Here is a 22,789-nt window from a genome sequence, read left to right as displayed (position 1 = left end):
AACAATTTGAGCCATATTTCACGACTTGAATAGCACCTACAAGTAATAACTTTGTAAGGGGCGCAAAGTTATCAAAAAAGAAAGGAAATAAAACCTGAAATAGGGTAAGAGATTGGAATGGAATATTGGAATTATTTCGGGTCAAGTTCTTCTTCCAACAGCTGTCTCATATTTCGCAGATGCCATTGCATTGGGTTCTCAAAAAAGATGACATCTTGAATAGTATGAATTCGTAAATAAACAAGATCGATGAACTTCCTATCTCTTAATAATTGCCTGATCATCCGATCTTTTTGATCTTGCGAAATGGAAATTTCTTCCAAGTCTCTATGAGGTTCAAGAAAAGAAAGGAGTTGCTTTTCCATAAGGTAGGGTTCGAGCTGTTCCGATATTAGTTTCAAATCTCTGTCTTCTGTACTAGGAACTCGAGCGAGAGCCCTTCGGTAGTTCATTAGAATTCGTTTGAAAGCATCTGATTTTAGAATGCCAAGATTGCCTGATGAGACTAAATCTTGGTAAACGGCATCCGTCGGAGAATAAAGTCTTACAGTAAAGAGCGCGTCGACCGCTTTTTGTATCGTATCAGAATCAACCTGTCTTAAGGGTGTTACAAGTAATTTCTTGAGCAATGTCAGCTGCTCTTTTCGCTCATCTTGATCGGCTCTTAATTCTTCTTCGTTGATTTTTACTTCCTCAAGTAATTGTTCCAGATAGCTTCTTTCTAAATCGGCCTTATGCTTTGCTTCACGATTGTTTTCTAGTTGAAATGCGATGTAAATACCAATTACAATTACAATCAATTCTAAAAAACCTTTTACAATGGTGCCTATTGGGCTTTTTCGTCGGTCTCCTGAAAGGCTATATCTGTTGGCCAAAATATTATTGATTTATCGAGCAATGCTAAGATAACGAATTACTAGAAAGTGAATTATGATGTTTCTTTTAAAAGACCAATAGCATGGTAAGGAATATGAGTAGCCCAACGCTCATAATGATCATGCTATATGGTAAGATGTCTTTGGCTTTAAGTTTGGTAATACCGAGTAGTGGTAAAGCCCAAAAGGGTTGGAGCATATTGGTGAGCTGGTCGCCATAAGATAGAGCCATAACAGCTTTTGGGACTGAAACACCAAGTGTTTGCGCTGCGTCAGTAATAATTGGGCCTTGTACTGCCCATTGACCGCCGCCACTAGGCACAAAGATGTTAACTAAGCCTGCACTAAACAGCGTGAAAATCGGTAGCGTGGTGGCATTAGATATTTCCACGAAACCTTCTGAAACCAATGCACCGAGACCCGAGTAATTCATAATTCCCATAATACCCGCATATAATGGGAATTGGATTAATATTCCGGCAGCACCACCTATGGCTGATTGAATGGCTAAGAGAAATTTATGAAAAGAGCCATGCAATAGAACGCCAAGTCCAAAGAGGAAGAAGTTGATATAATTAAGACCTATAAAAGATAAACCAGCACCTTTTGGGGTGATATAAATTTGTCGAACGGCCATAAAACAAATAACTACGCCAAAGGCCATGGCAATAATTTTTGAATGGTCGATTCGTTCTCCACCTTTTATGACTTCCTGATATTTTTCGGTCTTTTTAACTAGTGGTAGATTGATTTCACTGCTTGCGCTTCTTTTACCTAAAAAGTAGAAAACCATAGGTACTATAAGGATTAAGAGCCCCGATGTAGTTAGATTCATTGTCGAAAAAAGCGTTTCCTCTATACCAATGGTTCCTATCTGATTGACTAGGAAATGATCTGTCCCCGAGACGGTAAGCGGAGCGGAACCTGAAAAACCACCGTGCCAGCACATCATACCAACATAACCTGCGGCTCCTATTAAGGGATAGTTCAGTTTCCAACCATTTTGTTGTGCGTTTTCAGCTACTTTTCGGGCGAAAATAGCCCCAAAAACAAGGCAAAGTCCCCAGTTTATAAAGCTCATTAAAATAGTAATGAAGCTTACAAGAAACGCAGCTTTTGCTGTACTATCACAGTATAGTGTAAGTCTATTGATTAACTTGTTGAAAAGCGGTGTTAGTGCAAGCACATGTCCCAATATTAAAATAAGGGCCATTTGCATGGTGAATTCTAGTAGTTCCCAGAAACCGGTTTGCCAATAGTCTAATATTACGATGGGATAGGAGTAGACTGCATTTTCAGGTCTATCCGTAAACATCAAAGCCAAAAGCGCAGTTAATAGGGTCAAGAGCACAGCAATGGAGAATGGTGAGGGTAGCATGTTCTTAACAAACTTGAGGTATAAACTTTCTTCTCGCATGATTAAAGTTGTATCAAAAATGTCAGAATTGACAAAAAAATGATTTCAGATTGCTGAAACTTTGAAAAAACTAGTCTTCATAGTGCTTCTTTGCTGTCAGGGTGTTCTTTATGCCCAAAGACTTCAGGTTTCAACTATTGGTACTACCATTACCAAATATGAAATTGAGGTGATTGAATATAGCTTGAGGTACCAGAATAATTTCTACCGAAAGCAATTTGATCGCGTTTTTGATAAAGATATCAAGGTGAAGGTTTTTGGTGATTATTCTGATTTTTATAATTACGCAAACAAGTGTTGTAGTCTAGATCGGTTTACCACAGCTTTTTTTATAGAATCCGCAAAGGAGATTGTAGTATTTAAGAATGAAGAGTTTACTAGGTCGCTGAAACATGAAATAAGTCATGCCCTTACTGTCGGTCTTGGTTTGCATCAATACCCTTGGCTGGATGAAGGATTGGCTGAAGTGATGTCGGCTTATCGTCTGGATAGTTTAGGAGAACTTAAACAAGAAGTGCTTTTTTATACTGATAGTTTAAAAATTAGTTATCGAACTAATAGAGAATTGACTAAGTTTTTGTCTGTAGATCGTGAGGTTTGGGATGATCTCAAGACAAACGATAGTTACGGTATGGGGTGGGCTTTAGTGAACTATTTATATCAAGATGACAGATTCTTGTTGACCAAAATTTTAGATGGCGTGAGTAATGGTGTTTCACCCGCTGAAGTGATAGCAGCCCAACAAAAAAATGGTCTAAGACTGTTTTTTAGAGGGGTTAAGCGACATTATCGTCGGAATCGCTATGAACTGCTAGAAACCAGAAAGGAATTCTAGCGTATCTACGCCATCGGCATAATCCCAAAGTGCAGGACACTGAGCTTCCCCAAAAGCTATACTACCTTCATACCAACCCTTGGATGACACCATACACTGAATTTTTTCTGTGTAGGAAGATAGCTTTAAGGCTAATTCGGCTTCGGAATTATAGAATTCATAGTAAAGGACAGAAATAGGGGAGACTAGATCATTTGATTCACGCATTAAGAAGAAGCCTGAATCAAGATGGTTTTCTCTGTTTACTAGGTAAATAGATTTATTGTAATCGTAGTTATTTCTGAATTTATGATGATTTATAACGGGCTCATAAACTTCTAAAGCTTTAATGAATTTTGGAATGTCAAAATTCACAGGAAAAAAGACTTTCGATACATTTCTACAGCCTAAGCCATAGTATTGGAAGGCATCTTGACCTATTTTAGATAATTCCGATTCAGTTTCTTCCCCGCTAATAATGCCAATAGAAACTCTGTTTTGACGAATAATGTGAGGGTATTTAGAAAAGTAGTGTTTGAAATATCTAGCACTATTGTCTGAGCCTGTGGCAATCACTGCATCTATATTCTTTAGCTGTTCAATTTCTACAACAAGTGCTTCAAAAGATGGATTAATACTAGTAAGTGCTTTGACAACTGCGCTCATTAAAACGCGGTCTTGGGAAGAGTATTTAACATGAGCCATATGACCTGAAATTAAAACAGTGATTAAATCGTGCAAGCCAACAAGAGGAATATTACCTGCCATAATGAGGCCCACTTTTTTGCTGGTTTTCGGCTCAAGGTTGTGCTGCGATACCCAACGGTTAATTTGTTCCGCTGTTAAAACAGCTCCCCAAGCGTGAAAGCTTAATTTTACACTATCTGGTGTAAACCAATTGTTTCCATTTACAGCGTTTAAAGAAAGTTCAGAAAAAGTAGTTTCATCCACATTTCTAAACCATTCACCAAGTTTAATCAGTCCTTCTTTTCGTTCCTCTACCGTCATTTTTTAAAAGTTGATGCAAAAATACACGTTAACTTTACTTCCGTTATGAATTCCATATTACTTTTGTGCCTGAAAAAAATCGAATTTCACGAAACTTCGTACTTCAAATTAAGTTGATGTATGACGGACGATAAGATTTAGAAGACTATGGCGATCATAATTACAGACGAGTGTATAAACTGTGGAGCTTGCGAACCTGAATGCCCAAATACGGCTATTTATGAAGGTGGTATGGAGTGGACATGGTCTGGGGGAACAGATCTTCAAAAAATTGAACTTGAAGATGGTTCTGAAGTAGATGGTAATGAGCCTCAAGAACCTGTTTCTGATGAGTTCTATTACATAGTGTCTGGAAAATGTACGGAGTGTATGGGTTTTCACGAAGAGCCACAATGTGCTGCGGTTTGTCCTGTAGATTGTTGTGTTGACGATCCTGATTACCGTGAGACAGAGGAAGAACTTTATGCCAAAAAAGAGTGGCTGCACGTTTAAAGCAGTCTTAAGAAATTGAAAGCCCCTTTTCTGAGTGATAATGGGGCTTTTTTTATGCCTAAATGAACGGATTAACCAATGCGTAGGACATTTCTAGATTTTTCCTGCTGTTTTAAGGAAATTCCATATTTCTCTTGGAGTTGTTTCACTATGCCATCATAGCCTTTAGACCTGTCTAGTTCGAAAAGGTATGTTGTTGAGTCGTTCCAGTCTTTCTCTGTGATGTCGATACCTCCGGTGTTTTCATGCTCTTCAAGTGTGTTAATCAGAATATTTAAGTTCCCTTGAATAGAGTAAAGGGCTCTTTTTCTCTCAATTTTACTTGTTGTTCCTTTATCCAGCTGATATTCATTTTGTGCTAATTGTTGATTGTCGGAAATGGTGAATATTGTTGTCTTTCTTGGCTCAATCCCATAAAAAACGTCAATATCGATTCCGTGCATCCAATCCGAGATTACTTGATTTATGACATCATTAACACTAATGTCGGCTGTTGTCCTAATTTCAATTCTATAATTTCTATCTCCTTTTTTTATATTTTCAATATCCAGTTCGGCATCAGTGGAGTTCGTTAAATTTTCAAGAATGTATTGTAGCGTACCATCTGCCGTCATCATGTTTTTTCCTGAACTATGGGACTGAGTATAGTGTAGATTGCTGTCTGTTTTCCATACTTCTACAGAAATGCCTTCGCTATCGGATTCGTAAACTATTTTTGGTGCACTGGAATTGCAAGAAGTAAAGGCTATGCCCGCGATTAGGCATAAAGATGTGAGCGTTTTATTCATTTTTTAAATCATTTTACCTCTTTTGATAAGGTATGATTTCATTACTTGGTCAAAGCCTTGGTTGATGTCGGCCTCGATCAAGTCAATTTTTAATTTGGCACATTTAAGATAAAGGTCGTGGTATTGACTATCCATCTGTTTTTTGAAATCCTTCTTAATGGTTGCCGGATTTAACCTAACACGTTCTTTTGTTTCTGAATCAATGAACTCATGAGGCCTGTCTTCGAATTCGAAGTTGAATTCTGTTTTATGATCGGTAACATGAAATAAAAGGACCTCGTGTTTTTTATGCTTTAAATGTTGTAGCGCGGCCATCAATTCCTCTTCATTATTCTGATTATCGAACATGTCGCTAAAAAGAACAACCAAAGATCGGCGATGAACTTTTTGAGCTAGCTGATGTAAAATTTGCGCTACGTTGGTTCTTTTTTCAGTGCGCTCTTTCTCCAAAAGTCCATTCATCTGAAGAAAGAGTTTGTGAATATGAGTGGCCGATGATTTTACGGGTGTTTCAATCTCTAATTGGTCAGTAAAAGTATGTAAGCCAACTGCATCTCGTTGCTTGTGCAGTAAATAGGTGAGTGCCGCGGCTGCTAATACACTGAATCTCATTTTGCCATAATTTTCGGCAGGGTAGTACATTGAAGAGGACTGATCAATCACTAACTGACAACGTAAATTAGTTTCTTCCTCGTACCGTTTGGTATAAAGTCGATCTGTTTTTGCATAAATTTTCCAATCAATATGGCGAGTACTTTCGCCATTATTATACAATTGATGCTCGGCAAATTCTACTGAGAAACCATGATAAGGAGACTTGTGAAGTCCAGTGATAAAACCCTCAACCATCTGCTTGGCAAGGAGTTCTATATTTCCGAATTTTTTGATTTCTTCTAGTGAAAACTGCATTTGATCTTATTAAAAAAGAATGTTACTGAATTAACGGTTCTTAAACGCTTCTAAGCTTACTATTAATATAGGTTTTTAGTTTTCAGTTTTATTTTTACGGTTCTTGCAATAGTAATTATTAATAGTTTATATTAACACAGTTATTATTTTTAATTCGACCTTAAAAAAGGAAAAAGCAAGGATAGTGGAAGACCAAAAGGACCGAAATGAGATCTTTTCTAAAAGGGTAAGAGCAGGGAAAAGGACATATTTTTTTGACATTAAAGCAACTCGCTCTAATGATTATTACCTCACCATAACAGAAAGCAAAAGGAAGTATAAAGAAGACGGTTTCACTTATGAGAAACATAAAATATTCTTGTACAAAGAAGATTTCTCCAAATTTGTGAACGCTCTCTCTGAAACAGTGGACCATGTGAAAGAAGAGTTGATGCCTGAAGTTGACTTCGATCAATTTGAAGAAGACAAGGCCGAATATCCAGTTGAAGCCAACAATGAAGAGGCTGATTCTAATAGTGAATTGAGCTGGGACTAATAATTCATTAGCTGACCATTAGTTTAGAACAGGGGCAATTGGGACTCGGTTTTTCTAAGCGTTATTTGGGCTACTTTTTAAGATTACTTTATTCGGTCTGGAATTTATTCAAGCATTCAATAATTATTATCTTTGCGGCCGATTTCACATGAAGTCGAGTCAATAAATCTATTATTCTTATGGGATTACAATGCGGTATAGTTGGATTACCGAATGTCGGGAAATCTACCTTGTTTAATGCGCTTTCAAGTGCTAAAGCTGAAGCAGCAAACTTTCCTTTTTGTACAATTGAACCAAATGTTGGGATTGTAACAGTGCCTGATCAACGCCTTAAGGTGTTAGAAGAACTCGTGAGCCCGAAGAAATTGCTTCCAACTGTAATAGAGTTTGTTGATATCGCTGGCTTGGTTAAAGGAGCAAGTAAAGGTGAAGGCTTAGGGAATAAATTTTTGGCCAACATCCGTGAAGTAGATGCTATTCTTCATGTGGTGAGGTGTTTTAATGACGACAACGTGGTTCATGTTGCAGGTTCTGTTGATCCTGTATTTGACAAGGATGTTATTGATACGGAATTGCAATACAAAGACCTTGAATCAATTGAAAAACGTATCCAACGTTTATTGAAAATTGCTAAAACTGGTGATGCGGCGGCTAAAAAAGAACTTATTGTTTTAGAGAAGTATAAAGCTGCGCTCGAAGGTGGTGCTAATGCAAGATCAGTGGAAGCCGATGAAGATGAACTGAAAATGATTCATGATCTTTCTTTGCTTACGATAAAGCCAGTAATCTACGTGGCGAATGTAGAAGAAAGTGCTGTGCATTCTGGCAACGATCATGTTACCGCCTTAAAAGAGGCCGTATCTTCTGAGAACGCCCAAGTCATTATGATTTCCGCTTCTATTGAATCCCAAATTGCAGAGCTTGAGGATGAAGACGAAAAAGAAATGTTCCTTGAAGAGTATGGTTTGAAAGAATCTGGTTTAAATAAACTAATACGTGGTTCTTATGCCCTTTTAGACCTTATTACTTATTTCACAGCAGGTCCGCAGGAAGTTAGGGCATGGACAATTAAAAAAGGCTGGAAAGCCCCACAAGCAGCCGGAGTAATTCATACTGACTTTGAAAAAGGATTTATAAAAGCAGAAGTAATCAAGTTAGATGATTACGAAGCACTAAAAACCGAGGTGGCCATAAAGGAAGCCGGGAAGATGGCCGTAGAGGGTAAAGAATACATTGTTGAAGATGGTGATGTGATGCACTTCAGGTTCAATGTGTAATTTAGTCGACATCTGAAATTATTATTTTTTCTAATTCTCAAACATTACTATAAACATATAGTTAAGCAGCCAATACAGGAATCGGGTCCTGTATATTTTTAACGAAAACAAAGGCGCTGTGAGAATTAGGATTGTTTTTAAACTTGAGAATAAAGGATCTTTTTTACCTTTTCACCACCAACATATTTTAGCCCAATTCCTTAAAGGTGCACTAGTTAAAGGTGGAAGAACAGATTATATTGATTATCCTGATTATAACTTTTCAGGGCTTAAAGGACAAACTAAAATCTCTAGAAACGGGCTTCATTATTACTCCAACCTAGTGACACTCGTTTTGTCTTCTGCAGATCAGATGTTCTTAGATTATCTGTTGGATCAAATATTCTCTTTTGAGCAAATAGATTTATCCAATTTGAAGATCAGTCCGTTGTACACGGAAATTGAAAAGAACCCTCCGATGGAAGAGGTTTCTAAATTTTTGTGTATTTCTCCAATGGTGCCAATTCAATCCAATGGTTTTGACGACCAAAATGGAAAGCGATTTGTCTTTCCAGATACTGATGAGTTTTCAGATTTGCTTTACGATTCTACTTTTAGAAGAATGGAAGCGACTGGTTTGTATACTGACGAGCAAATGGCCAGTTTTAATAAATTTCAAATTGTTCCTGATAGCGATTACCTCACAAGAATTCAAGAAAGAGGGAAGAAGTTCGCACGCATCTATTCTGTTTTCGAAAATGATGTAAAATACGAAGTGAGGGGTTATACACTGCCATTCAAGTTATACGCGGCGAAGGAAGTGCAAGAATTTATTTTTAATTCTGGCCTTGGCGACTACACGTTTAAGGGATTTGGAATGCTTGATATCGCCAATGCTGATCCGACCGAAAGAACAGAGAAATATCACTTCTCTCGCGAAGCTGTCGCTGTTTAACGACGCGCGTTATACGGAATTCTGCTATACCCGACTAACTGGTCGCCGCGTGCACCCATTGGGCGATAGTACACGAAAACTTCATATACATTTTCAGTATCGAAGAAGTTCTTTTCAATCATGTTGGGCTGTAGACTTTCAACGCTATATGTGTAGTTATACCAACCCTGTTTCAAGAGCTGTTTCGAATAATATCGGCTGTTAACTGGGTCATACTGCAAACGCGATTCATCATTTTTTTGCCATAAGTTAAATTCACCTAGCACATAAATGTTTTCATTGATTTTTGGATAGTCGAGGAGAAACTCAACGTCAACATATTCTGCCGTTAAATTACCCGTTCTCAGGCTTTCCAAATCGCGGATATAGTACTTTCCATTTAGGTCTAAAAACTGAAAAAATGCAGGGTCTCTTTCCTTATCGATCATCAATTGCGCCACTGGTTTATTTTCATTAAACCCGATTTTAGCCACGTTTCTTCCTGAAGAATTTACAGTACTTATATCGAAAAGGCGGAATTCATTGCCCGCAGGAAAGTCATTTTCATTTCCTAAGTTTTGATACCGAATCAGTTTGCCATTTTCATCGATAAAAGTAGGGTTAAGCCCAATTTTAAGGTTGTCAGGGCGTTCGTTTTGCCTTACCACAACCGTGAAGTCTTTTGCAGGATCAAAAGTTTTCAAATCACCATAGTTGAGTGTTACTTCTACACGCTGATTGGTTTGTCTATTGCTTACTGAAGATGAGCGACCAATGTTTCCACCAACGCCTACTTGATTATTGTAGACAGAGAACCTTTTAGAAAGTATGAGATCTTCTTTTTTCCGATCGCGGTAAACAACGGCCAGGTAATTTCCGGTTTCTTTTAGAGTAGGTATCGGAAAACTGTAGTGTACGTAATTAGTTTTTGACTCTGAGCTGAATTCAAAATTTATAATCTCAAATTCATTAAAAGCCTTTAGATACATTGTTGGCCTCATCTTAGAAGGTGTCCAGTCGGCATTACAATGGATAAAATAGACGAAGTAGTAGTCGGCGTCCTCTCGAAGGTCATCAAACTCCAACGTTAACTGGGCACCTTGATTTAGCTCTTTAACAGCGGGAGAGAGGCTTGCTTGTATAGAGGTGCCTTGTGGGTAAAGCTGAACGCTCTTAATACTAGGCTCATAAACCCTATCCTGATAGCGTAATTCTTTCTGGCCATATGAGTTAAAGGTAGAAAGGACTAAAACCAGTAAAATCAGCTTAATTTTGGTCAATTTAGTATGAGTTATAACCGTTTGTTTTAATAAAACTTGCCTTCACAACCTTTTGGTTTTTTGTTGTGTCAATAATAGGGAGGCGAGAGTCTTTGGCGTCAATGATTCAAGATATAGAATTAATTAATAAATGCATTAAAGGTGAGCTCAAGGCACAGCGAGAACTCTATGATCGCTATGCTGCAAAGCTTATGCCAGTGGCAATGCGTTATGGAAAATCTCAAGAAGATGCCGAAGATATTCTACAAGATGCATTTGTAAAGATATTCAAAAGCCTAGAGTCGTTTAGACAAGAAGCACAATTTCTCACCTGGTTAAAAAGGATTGTTATCAATACTTCAATTAATCATAACCGAAGAAAACTTTACGAACAACCAATGCTAGATATTGAAAAAACGCCTCTACATGTAGAAAAAGAGTTAGTGCTTTCGCACTTACATTTTACTGAGATAATGGCCATGCTTCAGAAGTTACCAATCGGCTGTCGAACAGTCTTCAACCTTTTTGCTATTGAAGGTTACCCACATAAGGAAATAGCTCAGCAGTTGGAAATTTCAGAAGGGACTTCAAAATCTCAGTACGCTAGGGCTCGTGCTTTATTAAAAGCCATGCTGGAAGAAGCTAATCAAGTTGTTCAATCTAATATGTCAGTGTCATGAGCAGTTTTGAAAATGATATGAAAGATGTTTTCGATGATGTTGAATTTCAGCCATCTGAAAAAGTCTGGGCAGGTATAGCATCTGCCATCACACCCAAAAAGAAGAAAGGTATCTTCTTTATGTGGCAAACTTATGGTGTAGCAGCTGGGTTAATCTTGGCTACTACTTTTGGGTTTTTACTTAGTGATGGATTTTTCTCCGATAAAAGTGAATCTGCACAAAAGGAATTCACAGCAGATAATGAAAAGCTTAAAAAAGAGAATAATGAATTAAACACATTAAAAAACGATAGTACAAATAGGGAGAATAACTTAGACAAGGATTTTACAGCGGCAAATAGCCTAAAAGCAGGTGGAGATTCTACTTATAAAGTGTCTTCAAGTGATGCTGATAATAAGCGCAATCTTTCGGGTGTGAAAGACCCACTTCAAAACAGCACCTTAGTGGCGAGTGTAGTTGATAAGTCTCAAGAAGCTAATAATGAGAAGGTTAAATCGAAAATAGATCTTATTAGAAATAAGAATTTAATTACTAAAGAAGCAGAAGCTTCTCGAATAGTAGTTTCTGCCGAGGAGAAAGGAGGGGATGTCAAAAATCCAGAATTAGATGTTTTAGTAGCATCTCCAGAACCTATTTTACTACAAGCATCGACAGAAAAAACTTTGAATACTGATAGTATAATTAATTCGAACGCGGCTGCATTGGAAGTTCAGTCAGTTTTAGCCGTCAACAGAGAACGAAGCTTGAGCGGATCGTTTGGAAACAATGTTTTGAATATTTCTTCAGGCTTAGGATCATCTGATATTGCCGGTACGGCAGAATTGAGAGATGCCAATACGGCTACATTTTTAAATGCGACGGTTGATAATACTGAAGGAGAAGCGCTAGGGGCAATTAGCGCAGGTATTGGAGCATCTTTCGATGTGAGTAAGAGACTTATCATGAACTTAGGCTTACGCTATTCAGAATTTAAGTTTAGAAATTCATCGAACGCTTATTCAGTTGAAGATGGTGCTTCGCTTCCTATTTATATCCCATTCGGTTTTAATTCGGAAAATGTATTCTTTATCGGTGATTATAATATTGAAAATACCATTCAAAGCCTTTTTATACAATCTACTCTGGGGTATAAAATTGCTACACTCGGGAAATTCGATTTTTCATTCCAGCTGGGTGTGGGGATTGACTATTTCTTGGCTTATAAAGTAAAAGGTGACCTTAATTTCCTTGAAACCCGTAAAGCAAACCCAAGTGAAAGTGAATTGCTCAATAGGACTAATTTCAGTGGTGTGTCTGGTTTTAGTGTTAACTACAGACTAAACCCTAAACTGGGTCTTAGTGCCGATTTTAATTATAGACAGTTCTTCCTGAACGGAGGCTTGGCCGCAAGTTCACCATCTTCTGCCTTCGGTTTTGGTCTTTCAATTAATTACTTCTTGAATAAGAAAGAGGAGTGATTTTAAGCTTCCAAAGCATCGATTTGCTCCGCTAGGTTTTCCCAATCGGTATTTAATGCAGTGGCTTTGTCTTTAAGCATTTGGTGAGATTGACTCTTCTCGGCAAGTAAGTCTGGGTTACTGAAAACAGCTTGGTCGCTCAACTCTGTTTCTATGGATTTAATTTGCTGCTCAAGCCCCTCAATTTGGTCTTCAATACTGCTAAGCTCCTTTTTAAGCTTTTTCAGATGCTGCTCTTCCTCGTTGTTCCGGGGCTTTGGTTGTTTTGTTTTTAGTTTGGTTTCAGTCTTAGGTTTTTTGGCCTCGGCTGCGGCAGCTTCTTTCTCCCTCTTGGCTTGCCAGTGTGCATATTCGTCGTATGTACCGGGATATTCTTTTAACTGACCATCTTCTATATACCACACTTTGGTGGCTATCTGAGATACGAAGTGTCTATCGTGAGAAACAATGACAAAAGTGCCTTCGTATTGTTGTAAAGCCTGCGTAAGGATGTTTACAGATAGAAAGTCCAAGTGATTTGTTGGCTCATCCATCATCAAGAAGTTCGCTTCAGAAAGCAAAGTCTTAGACAAGGCAACCCTTGATTTTTCACCACCCGATAAAACCTTGATTTTCTTGAAAACATCTTCGTTTTGAAACAAGAAACATCCCAATATTCCCCTTAATTCTCTTTCAGACTTGTTACTACCCGCCTGTTGCAGCTCCTGTAAAATCTCGTTTTCAAGGTTCAGTGCTTCTAATTGATGTTGGGCATAAAAGGCTGTCATTACGTTGAAACCTTCCTTACGATCACCTTCTATTGGTTCTGTTCCTGCTATAATCCTCAACATGGTAGATTTCCCCTTACCATTGGCTCCGATAAGAACAATCTTATCGCCACGTTCGATTTTTGCGGATGTATTTTTGAGTATTTCTAAGTCGCCATAAGATTTTGATATATCATCCAATTCAATAATATACCGACCAGACTTTTGCTTGAAGCCAAACTGAAAATTCATGGTCACGTTTTCGTCAACCACATCTTCAATCAAGTCCATTCTTTCAAGAGATTTCACACGAGATTGAACCTGTCTTGCTTTGGTTGCTTTGGATCTAAAACGTTCTACAAATCGCTCTGTTTGCTTAATTTGTTGTTGTTGGTTCTCGTAAGCACCTTTTTGAATTTCTTCTCTTAGAGCCTTTTCTTTCAAGTAAAAGGAATAATTACCAGAGTATTGCGTAAGCGATTGACGAGCTACCTCAACAGTGGAGGTAATCACATTATCAAGGAACTTTCTATCGTGAGAAACGACAATAATTGCGCCTTCATATGTTCTCAGGTAGTTTTCAATCCATTGAATTGAAGGTAAGTCAAGGTGGTTGGTTGGCTCATCGAGCATCAGCAGTGAAGGCTTTTCAAGTAATAACTTGGCAAGCATAACACGCATTCTCCAACCTCCTGAAAACTCTCGCAAAGGTCTTTGTAAGTCTTCCGTTCTAAAACCAATTCCCTCAAGTATCGCTTCGGCCTCAGATTGTAAGCTATAGCCACCCAGCGCTTCAAACTGATCTTGAGCTTGCGTTAGTTTGTCAACTAAATGCTCTTCATAGTTGACTTCCATTTGCTTGAGGATACTGTCTATTTTTGATTGAAGCTCATTAGCCTTACTAAAGGCTTGCATGGCAACATTAACAATATTTTCATCGGACTGATAGGAAAGCAGATCCTGGTTCAAGAATCCGATCGTACAGTCTTTACTTTTGGTGATTTCTCCTGAAGTTGCCTGATAGTTGCCAATAATTAAGTGCAAAAGGGTAGATTTTCCTTTACCGTTTAGCCCAATAAGCCCAATCTTATCATGAGGTTTAATGTGCAGAGAAGCGTTTTCGTAAAGCGGACGATCTCCGATGAGGTAAGAAAGGTTGTTGATGGCAATCATGCCGCAAAATTAGCTTTCCCACAAACAAATCAAACATGCACCATTGATAAAATAGCATTAAACCTTCTCTTGCTTTTTTTAATACCTTCGTTTTAAATATCTGACCATGCTTAAAAATACAATTCCCGCGCTTTTTATCTTACTTATGGCCATTGGCAGCTCATGCCAAAAAAAGGCCATTGATGCAGTTACCTTTCCAGAATACGACTCGTTGCTTACAAAAATTAACCTGCCAGAAGGTTTCAAAATATCAATTTACGCACCCAATGTAGTCGATGCCCGATCTCTAGCGAGAACTGAGGATGGTAAAACTGTTTTTGTTGGTAATAGACGCAGAAGAAATGTGTACGCGCTAACTGATACGGATGGAGATATGGTGGCTGATAAAGTGGATACCATCGCTACTGGATTGAATATGCCAAATGGTGTGGTTTTCAGAGATGGCGACCTTTATGTAGCAGAAGTCAATAGAATTCATCGGTTTGCTAACATTATGGATAACCTTGAAAGCCCAGTTTCAGAAGTAATTTACGATCAGTACCCAACTGATGGACATCATGGATGGAAATTCATTGCTTTCGGACCTGATGGTAAGTTATATGTTCCGGTTGGTGCTCCTTGTAATGTATGTGATAAAGAAAGCGACAATGAGGTATACGCTTCAATTACAAGAATGAACCCTGATGGTTCGGATATGGAAGTATATGTGAAAGGCGTTAGAAATACCGTTGGTTTTGCTTGGCACCCAGAATCCGGAGATATGTGGTTTAATGATAATGGTAGAGATAGACTAGGTGATAATGTACCTGCCTGTGAGTTAAATCACGTAAATGCCCAAGGAGATCATTTTGGTTTCCCATTCTGGCATCAAGGCGATGTGGCTGATCCTGATTTTGGAGATCAGCGATCAAGAGACGAGTTTGTTGAGCCAGCGTATAAGTATGAAGCACATTCAGCGCCACTTGGTCTTCGATTCTACCAAGGCGATATGTTTCCCGCTAAATATAAAAACAACTTAATTGTTGCCCAGCACGGCTCATGGGATAGAAGTGCGGAAGCCGGTCATATTGGTTACCAGTTAAGGTTTGTCCAAATAGAAGGAGATAAGGTTGTTAAAAGCGAGGTTTTTGCAGATGGTTGGCTAGATAAACCAACGAATAAAGGCTGGGGTAAGCCCGTGGATGTGATGGAAATGCCTGACGGGTCAATTTTAGTTTCAGACGATATCAATCATTGTATCTATAGAATAAGCTATAGTAAATAGGATTATTCATGATTTAATGACTGTTAATGAAATATTAGTAGTATATTAAATTCATGAAATTATCAATAATCATAAAGACACTTGCCTTGCTAGGTGTTGTTATGTCATTTAGTGGAGCTGATTACTCCAATGCAGAACTTATAAATACGAATATCTATCATGCGAATAGCCAGAATGAAGACAAAGTCATCATTCATATGAAAGAGGCTGTGAAAGATGCAAGTGCTGATGTGAAGGAACAATCAACAAAGAATTATGTCCTTGCCATAAAACAGATACTAGGTTTTGGTAGTAGTGAATTAACACCTGAGAAAATCAAGTATATCAGGCGTTTTGCATCAGATTACTTAAATGCAGATTTTAAAAGTGAAGAGGAGCTAATAGGAGCTTTTCGAATGATGGTTTCTTCTGTTCTTGGTGTTGCTGGTTTACCCGATTGTGATGGTGAGTGGATTGGTTCGGCAGGTTACCTTAATAATTGTGACGATGGTACTGAGATAATATTTGCCGGAATTCCTACAGGTGCATGTTCCTACGAATGCCTTGATCCCTATTTAGTAATCGACTGTGTATTATATGCCCCGTGCATTCCTAAATGACTCATAAAATATTCAAACAATAAAAAGGAAGGCTGCTTATAATGGTAGCCTTTTTTTGTTAATTGCTTGCCATGTTGGAAGTTGTAAACATTTCAAAAACTTATTCAGGTGAAGATTTAGGAGCCGTAAATGATGTTTCCTTTTCATTGGGTGAAAATCAGGTGCTGGCGCTTATAGGTAAAAGTGGTTCAGGTAAAAGTACCATACTGCAAATGATAGCTGGTTTGATGAAACCCGACAGTGGTCATGTCAGTTTCAGTGGGGAAGAACTTGAAAATCCCGATGAACAACTCATTGCTGGACACTCAGATATAAAAATCGTTTTTCAGGATTTCCAGTTAAAGCCCAATATGACGGTCGAAGAGAACGTCAAGTATGTATTACTTCAATTCGATAAACAATTTCAAGAAGAGAGAACGGCTGAATTGCTTCAATTATGTGGAATAGGAGAATTGGCCAAAAGAAAACCCAATGAGCTATCGGGCGGCCAACTTCAACGACTATCAATTGCCAGTGTCTTAGCAGAAGAACCGAAGCTTTTATTGATGGATGAACCATTTAGCAATTTAGATCCATTAACCAAGGAGAATTTATTAATTGAGCTTGTCGATATTATCAAATCAGAAGCTCTAAGCCTTATTTTCGTTACACATGATACCCGCGATGCCATGTGGATAGCCGACCGAATGGCGTTTTTATCGGAGGGAAGTTTGATTCAAATTGATGCGGTTCAGAATATCTATAACGCACCTATAAACCTTGAAATAGCTGGTTTTTTCGGTAGAGTCAATGCTATTTCTGATGTTAACAGAGAAAAGATATCATACATCAGAGCAGAAGATTGTCGAATCAATGAACCGGATCAAGGCATAGGGGTAGTAGTTTCCAAATCGGTGTTTTTAGGCCACCAGTATTTCAATGAAGCCATAAATTCAACCAATGGAGAAACAATTCACTTCTACTCAAAGAACAAATTGAAAGCTAATGAAGAAACGGTATTTCTAACGTTTGATGAAGACAAAATCTTACATTTCAATTAAAGGGTAAGCACCATAAAAGATTTATTCTTATCTTTCCACTGTATATCCGTTATACGCCTTCAACACGAATTAACCATCAAATCATTTTTTGCTTAACCCTTTATTGGGTTTAAATCACTAATTACTTAACTAAATCAGTAATGAAAAGATCTGCATTTTTTATTGTGGCCTTGTTTATCATATGCGCTATTTCGGTACATGCTCAAAACTTGAATAAGGTATATGGTGCCATGGAAGAAAAAGATTGGGAAGTGGCTTTAGGCTACTTAGAGCCGATAATTAAGAAAAAGAAGAAGAACTACGAGGCACGGTGGCTCGCTGCTATATGTCATTCAAAGCGATATCGATTCGAAAAATCATATGCACTGTTCCAAGAAGCATTACCTATTGCAGAAGAAGACCCTATTTTCTGGGTAACCTATGCTGAAGCCTACCTTTTTGGCGGTCAGGTGGAAGATGCCGAACGCGTAATTCGTCGTGTGAAACAAAATGACTTAGCCGACTATGCCAAGCCTGAATATTTCAGAATATTTAATAATATTCAAAATGCAAGAACTTTATTGGCAGATCCTAAAGAGATAATTGTTAAAAATTTGGGCCCTAATGTGAATACCAAAGGCCAAGAATACAGCCAAGTAGTAACAGCTGATCAACGTGGTATATTCTTTACAGCCAGACGCCAAGGACTTGGTGAAGTATCAGATGACGGTATTTTCTATGAGCAGGTAATGACTGCTGAAATGGATGAAACTGATAATTGGGAAAAGGATAGTCCTTTGGAAGGCTATGCTTCTGATGACACTTTCGACGCACCAGTTCAACTGTTAGACAATGACAGTACACTGATAACTTTCAGGGAAGATGATCTCTACATGTCTAAGCTAGGGGCAGACGGTATTTGGGGTGAGCGTGAAAAACTTCCCATCAATACGTCTAAGTGGGAGGCACATGCATTTATTTATAACAAGGGGAATTCTATTATATATGCTTCTGATTTTCAAAATAACAATGAAAATTCAGACTTATATATCGTTCATAAAGTCGATGGTGGTAAGTGGTCAAAGCCGTATGCCATTAAGGAACTGAACACACCGTTGAATGAAGATGCGCCATTTGTAGCCGAAGATGGAACACTATACTTCGCTTCACGAGGTCATGATTCTATGGGCGGTTATGATATTTTTAGTACAAAACTCGATACGGCGTCTGGTATTTTTTCGAAGCCTCAAAACTTGGGAGCTCCTATAAATTTACCAACAGATGACACCTTTTTTACGCTATATGGTAAGAATGCATATTTCTCATCAAGCCGCCCGGAAGGGTACGGAGAAAACGACATCTATCGCGTAATTATGTTCAATGAGTCGCAAGTACAAGGTAAGCTGTTAGGTTGTGATAATACAACACCTATTGCCAATGCTAAAATCTCTGTGGTAGGTAAAGAAGATGAATTTACTGCGCAAACCAATGAGTATGGTGTGTATTCTATGAATATGCCCATAGAGAATGATTTTACCTTAAGAGTAGAAAGAGATGGAGAGGTGCTTTACGAAAAAGAACATACCATTAGAGTGCTTTTTCGCGATGAATTCGATATTGAGCAAGACTTTTTTATAGGAGATTGTAATAAGAACGAGAAAGAGATTTATGTGAAAATGATAAATAGTTTTGATCTCGATCCAACCAATATTCCTGTAGATCCGCCTTCCACTGAAGGTGTTATAATTGAGGAAGCTGAAGTAGAATCACAGCCTGTAATAGTAGCAGAAGAAAAGGCAGAAATTGTTAAAGAAGAAGTCATTGCGGTAGTTGAAGAAGTTGAAAAAGTTGTTGCTGAGCAAGTTGAGGCAGTTTCTCCAATTGTGCCTGCGGAAGAAGTTATTGAGTTACCTATAGTATATTTTGACTTTGATAAGCAAAATATCAAAGAGGAATACTTTGAGAGGCTAAATGATGCGGCCGATTTATTAAAAAGACGCACTGACTTGAGAATTATGGTAGGTGGTCATACTGATGCCTATGGAACTGACCCTTATAATGTGGCACTCGGTCAAAGACGATATACTATGGTCTATAATTACTTAGTTAATAAAGGTGTAAATAAAGATCAGCTTGTTGTAAAAACATTTAGTGAAGACTTACCGATCGCTTCAAATAGAACCCAAAAGGGTAGAGCATTTAACAGAAGAGTAGAGCTCTATTTTGTAGACGAAAACGGAAATAAGAAATAAGCTTTCAAGAATATTCGAAAAAAGGCAATCTCAATAGATTGCCTTTTTTTATGCTCTATAATTGAATTAATTATGATGCTTTGGAATACATTTCTTTCCGAAAGTCCGAAGGTGTTTTACCAGTTTGTTTTTTGAAGGCGTTTAGGAAGGAGGTTTTGTTATTAAACCCTGAATCTAACGCAACGGCAATTAGCTTTTCGTTCTTGTAGAAATCCGATTGCATCAATTCGATCGCTTCTTGTACGCGGAAGGAATTAATGTAGTCTGAGAATCTTTTTTCAGCCATAACATTGATGGCTTGAGAAATGTCGTGAGAAGAAACTCCAAGCTTTACAGAAAGATCAGTGAGTTTTAGGTTGCCTTTAGTGAACAACTTTTCATCAATTAATATCGAATTCAATCGCTCCATTATATGTTGTAGCGATTGATTACTAAGCATCGAATTTTGATACTTTTCATCTTTTACCATTTGGCCTTCAATTGGCATTTTAAACCCATGGTAACCTATCAAGTAAATGAAGAGCGTCATGCCTAGAGAGACAATATAATCATGCTGTAACTTTAATATTTGAGACCATGCTAAAACGTAATAGGTTAATAGACATAGGGCGTAAGCAAGAAATGAGATAGCGGCATTGAAAAGCCCTTTTATCTGATTATTCCTACTGGTCAAAACGACACAATAGCTTGCGTATACCAATAAGTGGACACTCATAAATGCATTGAATAAACTATGGTTTATGAGATTTGGGGCAAGTATAGGCATTATAATCAACCATATGTTGATTAAGATAAACGGACTGGTATGGAGCCAAATACGCTTTGGAAAGTGCTGAAAAAGCTGCTTAAACGTATAAGCGTAAAAAAGAGGCCCAAAGAGCAAAGTGAACCTTAGAATAACTCTTAAATATGGACTTAGTTGTGAGTTAATCCCTGTCCAAAAAGTAAGGTAGTAAATCAGAGTAACGGTAAAAAGCAACATGAGCGTTGCCAATATATAATGGCTTTCTTTAGCCTTTTTTAGTTTACTAGCCCGAATAAAAAGCATAAACGATAGAAATATGCCTTGAGCAGAAGCTGCTATAAACAAAATGATCCATATGTCTATTTTAATATCCATTTCTAGCCTAACGATAGTCAAGGTACGGATAAAGGAGAAAAAAGACGATTAAACAACACTAGGCTGTCTAAAAAGAGGTAGGGTTGAACACCTAAGGAGACCACTGAGTTTTGAAGTTTCAAGGTATTTTACTTTGATAGTTTTTATACCTCGCTTTTCTAGCGGATCGATCAGTTCGTAAAAATTCTCTTCAATTAACACTAGGTTGGGTGCTATTGAGAATATGTTTGGAAACATCCGTTGTTTTTCTTCTTGGTTAACATGGATAAGCCCACTCGTTCCAAATAAGTCATATAAAATATCAGGTCTTTGAATAAAACCTTCAGCATATATGATAGCGCTGTTTGTACCTACAGGTTGGAAGGCACAATCTAAATGAAGAATGTTGGTTTTTGGATCATCAGTAACGACAAGCTTAAAAGGATGGACTTTCTTATGGGGAAAGGCAGATTTCAGAAATTCAAAACCCTCCATATTTGTTCTATTACTAATACCAACAAAGACGTAATCATTGTGAAGAACCACGTCCCCGCCTTCAATGGATACATTGGATGGTAACTTTAGTATACAGTCTGGATTGACGGTTTTAAGAATGTGTTCTATCCCTTGAAATTCCTTTTGTCTTACAGGCTCCTTCATATTGGCCACCACGAATTTGTCGTCAATTACAAAGCCAATATCACGCGTAAATATTTGTTCAGTACCCGGCAGGTTTTCTGGACGGTAGACTTGTATGCCTTCAGCGATCAAGGCTTTTTCAACCGTTAAGAGTTCAGCTTTAATGGCAGGTTCAGTAGGGTAGGTGCCGTTTTCAATATGGAATTTGCTTACTGGATTGATATCCAATTCAGGCCCCATATCGTCAGCAATTCCAAGAATGACAGTGCCTAGAGGGTTAGTTTCGTTAGTAATATTAAGTTTCAAATCCGCGTTCAATCAATTGATCCTCATGATGAAGATAGCGAATCTTGCCTTTTGGAAATTGTTTTGTAGATGATAGTACCGCTAACGATTGAAAAGACCGCTGCGAGCGCAAAAGCGGCACCAGGGAAGTAGATTTCAGATTTTGAAGTGAAGTAGAAAAAGGTACCAGTCATAATTAAAGGACCGAAGATGTTAGCAAGGTTTTGTAAACTAGTAATCGCGCCCATAAACTCTCCTTGTTCATTAGCAGGTACCTGAGATGACATAATGCCCTGCAATGTTGGTCCTGCAAGACCTCCCATGACATATACAGCTAGGAAAGAATAAATCATCCATTCCTGGGTTGTCATAGCAAAAAGAATAAAACCTATAAGGTTAAAGGCAAGCCCAATATAAATGGTCTTGTTCTGTCCAAACCTTTTGACAGCTCGACCAATAAGGGTTGCTTGTACAATAGCAACGAAAAAGCCCACTATGGCTAGTGAAAAACCAATATCGAATTTGCCCCAATTGAAAATTTCCTTCCCAAAGTATGACCAATTACTCTGTACAGCATGACTAGAAACGTATATAATAAAGAAGGCTATAAAAAGAGTTTTTAGTGATGGGTACTTTTTCAGGCTTTTAAATGAACCAATAGGGTTAGCTCTTTTCCACTCAAACTTACGTCGATTCTCTAAACTCAAAGATTCAGGAAGAATGAAGAGCCCGTATATAAAGTTTAAACCAGTTATTCCAGCGGCTACGTAAAAGGGTAATCTGGTATCAATTTCACCAAGTACGCCGCCAACAACTGGGCCTAGGATAAAACCAAGTCCAAAAGCGGCTCCAATCATGCCAAAGTTCTTAGGGCGATCTTCCGGTGCGCTTATATCTGCTACATATGCTGATGCTGAACTAAAGCTTGCTCCACATACTCCCGCAACTATTCTTGCTAAAAATAACCACCAAAGTGTTGGTGCTAGGGCAACCACTAAATAATCCACAGCAAGGCCGAATAGAGCAATTAGTATAACAGGACGTCTTCCGTATTGATCACTCAAGCCTCCTAAGATTGGAGCAAAGAAAAACTGTACGATAGCATAAATTGATATCAAGAAACCTCCGATTCGCGAAGCTTCTCCAGTACTAGGAACACCCAAATCATTCATTAGAAGATCTGGAATGATAGGTATAATAATACCCAAGCCAATTACATCAAGTAATACGGTAAAAAGTATAAATCCGAGTGCAGGGGTACGCTTAGCCATTAGTTTTAGAAAGTGCGG

The 22,789-nt window shown here is 38.1% G+C and carries 21 protein-coding genes; 11 read left to right on the top strand and 10 right to left on the bottom strand.

Annotated features, from left to right (window positions below; translation table 11 throughout):
- Window positions 1-131: 131 nt before the first annotated feature.
- Both JXQ92_RS06650 and JXQ92_RS06645 read right to left on the bottom strand, forming a co-directional pair.
- The gene (locus tag JXQ92_RS06650; protein ID WP_421985817.1) at window positions 132-875 is read right to left on the bottom strand and encodes a hypothetical protein; all 744 of its coding nucleotides are present in this window, start codon (window positions 873-875) and stop codon (window positions 132-134) included.
- Between the two features lie 67 nt (window positions 876-942).
- Window positions 943-2,292 (bottom strand): short-chain fatty acid transporter, encoded by a 1,350-nt coding sequence (locus tag JXQ92_RS06645; RefSeq protein WP_421985816.1) that lies wholly within the window; start codon window positions 2,290-2,292, stop codon window positions 943-945.
- A gap of 61 nt (window positions 2,293-2,353) precedes the next feature.
- Between JXQ92_RS06645 and JXQ92_RS06640 the strand changes: the two genes are divergently transcribed.
- Window positions 2,354-3,127 carry a DUF1570 domain-containing protein gene (locus tag JXQ92_RS06640; RefSeq protein ID WP_421985815.1) on the top strand — a complete coding sequence of 258 codons (774 nt, stop codon included), beginning with the start codon at window positions 2,354-2,356 and terminating at the stop codon, window positions 3,125-3,127.
- Here JXQ92_RS06640 and JXQ92_RS06635 read toward each other — a convergent pair.
- Window positions 3,104-4,114, bottom strand: a complete 1,011-nt coding sequence (locus tag JXQ92_RS06635) for an acyl-CoA reductase (RefSeq protein ID WP_421985814.1) — start codon at window positions 4,112-4,114, stop codon at window positions 3,104-3,106. The genes JXQ92_RS06640 and JXQ92_RS06635 overlap by 24 nt on opposite strands.
- A gap of 147 nt (window positions 4,115-4,261) precedes the next feature.
- Here JXQ92_RS06635 and JXQ92_RS06630 point away from each other — a divergent pair, with 147 nt between their 5' ends.
- Window positions 4,262-4,606 (top strand): 4Fe-4S dicluster domain-containing protein, encoded by a 345-nt coding sequence (locus tag JXQ92_RS06630; protein ID WP_421985813.1) that lies wholly within the window; start codon window positions 4,262-4,264, stop codon window positions 4,604-4,606.
- Between the two features lie 71 nt (window positions 4,607-4,677).
- Here the strand turns inward: JXQ92_RS06630 and JXQ92_RS06625 are convergent, their stop codons facing one another.
- Window positions 4,678-5,394, bottom strand: coding sequence for a hypothetical protein (locus tag JXQ92_RS06625; RefSeq protein ID WP_421985812.1), 717 nt, complete (start codon window positions 5,392-5,394; stop codon window positions 4,678-4,680).
- Between the two features lie 3 nt (window positions 5,395-5,397).
- The gene (locus JXQ92_RS06620) at window positions 5,398-6,303 is read right to left on the bottom strand and encodes a DUF58 domain-containing protein (RefSeq protein ID WP_421985811.1); all 906 of its coding nucleotides are present in this window, start codon (window positions 6,301-6,303) and stop codon (window positions 5,398-5,400) included.
- 184 nt (window positions 6,304-6,487) lie between these two features.
- Here JXQ92_RS06620 and JXQ92_RS06615 point away from each other — a divergent pair, with 184 nt between their 5' ends.
- From JXQ92_RS06615 to JXQ92_RS06605, 3 genes are all read left to right on the top strand, one after another.
- Window positions 6,488-6,838 (top strand): DUF3276 family protein, encoded by a 351-nt coding sequence (locus tag JXQ92_RS06615; RefSeq protein ID WP_421985810.1) that lies wholly within the window; start codon window positions 6,488-6,490, stop codon window positions 6,836-6,838.
- Window positions 6,839-7,017: 179 nt separating this feature from the next.
- Window positions 7,018-8,115 (top strand): redox-regulated ATPase YchF, encoded by a 1,098-nt coding sequence (gene ychF / locus JXQ92_RS06610; protein ID WP_421985809.1) that lies wholly within the window; start codon window positions 7,018-7,020, stop codon window positions 8,113-8,115.
- 118 nt (window positions 8,116-8,233) lie between these two features.
- Entirely contained in the window at window positions 8,234-9,049 is an 816-nt protein-coding gene (locus JXQ92_RS06605; RefSeq protein ID WP_421985808.1) for a CRISPR-associated endoribonuclease Cas6, read from the top strand.
- On the opposite strand, the gene JXQ92_RS06600 is transcribed toward JXQ92_RS06605, so the two are convergent.
- Window positions 9,046-10,308, bottom strand: coding sequence for a DUF5103 domain-containing protein (locus JXQ92_RS06600; protein WP_421985807.1), 1,263 nt, complete (start codon window positions 10,306-10,308; stop codon window positions 9,046-9,048). The genes JXQ92_RS06605 and JXQ92_RS06600 overlap by 4 nt on opposite strands.
- A gap of 101 nt (window positions 10,309-10,409) precedes the next feature.
- Between JXQ92_RS06600 and JXQ92_RS06595 the strand changes: the two genes are divergently transcribed.
- Window positions 10,410-10,967, top strand: a complete 558-nt coding sequence (locus JXQ92_RS06595; RefSeq protein ID WP_421985806.1) for an RNA polymerase sigma factor — start codon at window positions 10,410-10,412, stop codon at window positions 10,965-10,967.
- Complete coding sequence (locus tag JXQ92_RS06590) at window positions 10,964-12,424, top strand: hypothetical protein (protein WP_421985805.1); 1,461 nt, start codon at window positions 10,964-10,966, stop codon at window positions 12,422-12,424. Before JXQ92_RS06595 ends, JXQ92_RS06590 begins: the two co-directional genes overlap by 4 nt.
- A 2-nt stretch (window positions 12,425-12,426) precedes the next feature.
- On the opposite strand, the gene abc-f is transcribed toward JXQ92_RS06590, so the two are convergent.
- Complete coding sequence (gene abc-f, locus JXQ92_RS06585) at window positions 12,427-14,343, bottom strand: ribosomal protection-like ABC-F family protein (RefSeq protein ID WP_421985804.1); 1,917 nt, start codon at window positions 14,341-14,343, stop codon at window positions 12,427-12,429.
- A gap of 106 nt (window positions 14,344-14,449) precedes the next feature.
- Here abc-f and JXQ92_RS06580 point away from each other — a divergent pair, with 106 nt between their 5' ends.
- From JXQ92_RS06580 to JXQ92_RS06565, 4 genes are all read left to right on the top strand, one after another.
- Complete coding sequence (locus tag JXQ92_RS06580; protein WP_421985803.1) at window positions 14,450-15,607, top strand: PQQ-dependent sugar dehydrogenase; 1,158 nt, start codon at window positions 14,450-14,452, stop codon at window positions 15,605-15,607.
- A 53-nt stretch (window positions 15,608-15,660) separates the two neighbouring features.
- Complete coding sequence (locus JXQ92_RS06575) at window positions 15,661-16,206, top strand: hypothetical protein (protein ID WP_421985802.1); 546 nt, start codon at window positions 15,661-15,663, stop codon at window positions 16,204-16,206.
- A gap of 71 nt (window positions 16,207-16,277) precedes the next feature.
- A complete protein-coding gene (locus tag JXQ92_RS06570) occupies window positions 16,278-17,246 on the top strand; it encodes an ABC transporter ATP-binding protein (RefSeq protein WP_421985801.1) in 969 nt (322 codons plus the stop codon).
- 140 nt (window positions 17,247-17,386) lie between these two features.
- On the top strand, window positions 17,387-19,477 hold the full coding sequence (locus JXQ92_RS06565) for an OmpA family protein (RefSeq protein ID WP_421985800.1): 2,091 nt from the start codon (window positions 17,387-17,389) through the stop codon (window positions 19,475-19,477).
- Window positions 19,478-19,547: 70 nt separating this feature from the next.
- Here the strand turns inward: JXQ92_RS06565 and JXQ92_RS06560 are convergent, their stop codons facing one another.
- From JXQ92_RS06560 to JXQ92_RS06550, 3 genes are read right to left on the bottom strand one after another with little or no spacing between them, the layout of a single operon-like run.
- A complete protein-coding gene (locus JXQ92_RS06560) occupies window positions 19,548-20,597 on the bottom strand; it encodes a helix-turn-helix domain-containing protein (protein WP_421985799.1) in 1,050 nt (349 codons plus the stop codon).
- A gap of 48 nt (window positions 20,598-20,645) precedes the next feature.
- A complete protein-coding gene (locus tag JXQ92_RS06555; RefSeq protein ID WP_421985798.1) occupies window positions 20,646-21,521 on the bottom strand; it encodes a dimethylarginine dimethylaminohydrolase family protein in 876 nt (291 codons plus the stop codon).
- Between the two features lie 23 nt (window positions 21,522-21,544).
- The gene (locus JXQ92_RS06550) at window positions 21,545-22,771 is read right to left on the bottom strand and encodes a TCR/Tet family MFS transporter (RefSeq protein WP_421985797.1); all 1,227 of its coding nucleotides are present in this window, start codon (window positions 22,769-22,771) and stop codon (window positions 21,545-21,547) included.
- Window positions 22,772-22,789: the final 18 nt, after the last annotated feature.

Source organism: Roseivirga sp., from assembly GCF_049099775.1.
In the GTDB taxonomy this organism is placed as follows: domain Bacteria; phylum Bacteroidota; class Bacteroidia; order Cytophagales; family Cyclobacteriaceae; genus Roseivirga.
This window is presented reverse-complemented; position numbering and strand designations above follow the sequence as displayed.

Excerpts from the sequence above, each read along its gene's own strand:
- ychF (WP_421985809.1), top strand. The coding sequence starts at position 7,018 with ATGGGATTACAATGCGGTATAGTTGGATTACCGAATGTCGGGAAATCT.
- abc-f (WP_421985804.1), bottom strand. The coding sequence starts at position 14,343 with ATGATTGCCATCAACAACCTTTCTTACCTCATCGGAGATCGTCCGCTT.
- JXQ92_RS06635 (WP_421985814.1), bottom strand. The coding sequence starts at position 4,114 with ATGACGGTAGAGGAACGAAAAGAAGGACTGATTAAACTTGGTGAATGG.
- JXQ92_RS06550 (WP_421985797.1), bottom strand. The coding sequence starts at position 22,771 with ATGGCTAAGCGTACCCCTGCACTCGGATTTATACTTTTTACCGTATTA.
- JXQ92_RS06565 (WP_421985800.1), top strand. The coding sequence starts at position 17,387 with ATGAAAAGATCTGCATTTTTTATTGTGGCCTTGTTTATCATATGCGCT.
- JXQ92_RS06630 (WP_421985813.1), top strand. The coding sequence starts at position 4,262 with ATGGCGATCATAATTACAGACGAGTGTATAAACTGTGGAGCTTGCGAA.
- JXQ92_RS06580 (WP_421985803.1), top strand. The coding sequence starts at position 14,450 with ATGCTTAAAAATACAATTCCCGCGCTTTTTATCTTACTTATGGCCATT.
- JXQ92_RS06560 (WP_421985799.1), bottom strand. The coding sequence starts at position 20,597 with ATGGATATTAAAATAGACATATGGATCATTTTGTTTATAGCAGCTTCT.
- JXQ92_RS06570 (WP_421985801.1), top strand. The coding sequence starts at position 16,278 with ATGTTGGAAGTTGTAAACATTTCAAAAACTTATTCAGGTGAAGATTTA.
- JXQ92_RS06590 (WP_421985805.1), top strand. The coding sequence starts at position 10,964 with ATGAGCAGTTTTGAAAATGATATGAAAGATGTTTTCGATGATGTTGAA.
- JXQ92_RS06620 (WP_421985811.1), bottom strand. The coding sequence starts at position 6,303 with ATGCAGTTTTCACTAGAAGAAATCAAAAAATTCGGAAATATAGAACTC.
- JXQ92_RS06645 (WP_421985816.1), bottom strand. The coding sequence starts at position 2,292 with ATGCGAGAAGAAAGTTTATACCTCAAGTTTGTTAAGAACATGCTACCC.
- JXQ92_RS06595 (WP_421985806.1), top strand. The coding sequence starts at position 10,410 with ATGATTCAAGATATAGAATTAATTAATAAATGCATTAAAGGTGAGCTC.
- JXQ92_RS06625 (WP_421985812.1), bottom strand. The coding sequence starts at position 5,394 with ATGAATAAAACGCTCACATCTTTATGCCTAATCGCGGGCATAGCCTTT.
- JXQ92_RS06575 (WP_421985802.1), top strand. The coding sequence starts at position 15,661 with ATGAAATTATCAATAATCATAAAGACACTTGCCTTGCTAGGTGTTGTT.